Below are 264 nucleotides of genomic sequence, written 5' to 3'. Positions count from 1 at the left end.
ATTATAAAGAATAAATCCCCAATGGTGCGATCATCCTGATTTTGCCGTTCCTGCCAAGCTAATAGGTCATAAGTCATCATGACAATTGCTAAATGGCCACAAAGCCCGTCATAATTTTGAACTTGTGATTTGTCGAGCCGCAAGTATTGCTTGGCAACTTTAAAGTAATTCTCAATTTGCCATCTTCGGGCGTATAGTTGAATGATCTCTTGTGGCTGAAGGCCTAACTGAGTCGTTGCCAGTACTAGGTAGTCATCTTGACGG

General features: G+C 42.0%; 1 protein-coding gene. It reads right to left on the bottom strand.

What is annotated here, in order from left to right; genetic code table 11:
* Positions 1–264: transposase (locus CBI42_RS11900; RefSeq protein ID WP_142294162.1), on the bottom strand; the 264-nt coding region annotated here is incomplete at both ends.

Origin of the sequence: Streptococcus sp. KR, from assembly GCF_002238115.1 — a bacterium.
Classification (GTDB): domain Bacteria; phylum Bacillota; class Bacilli; order Lactobacillales; family Streptococcaceae; genus Streptococcus.
Note: the sequence above shows the minus strand (reverse complement) of the source record. Positions and strands in the feature narration are given on the sequence as shown.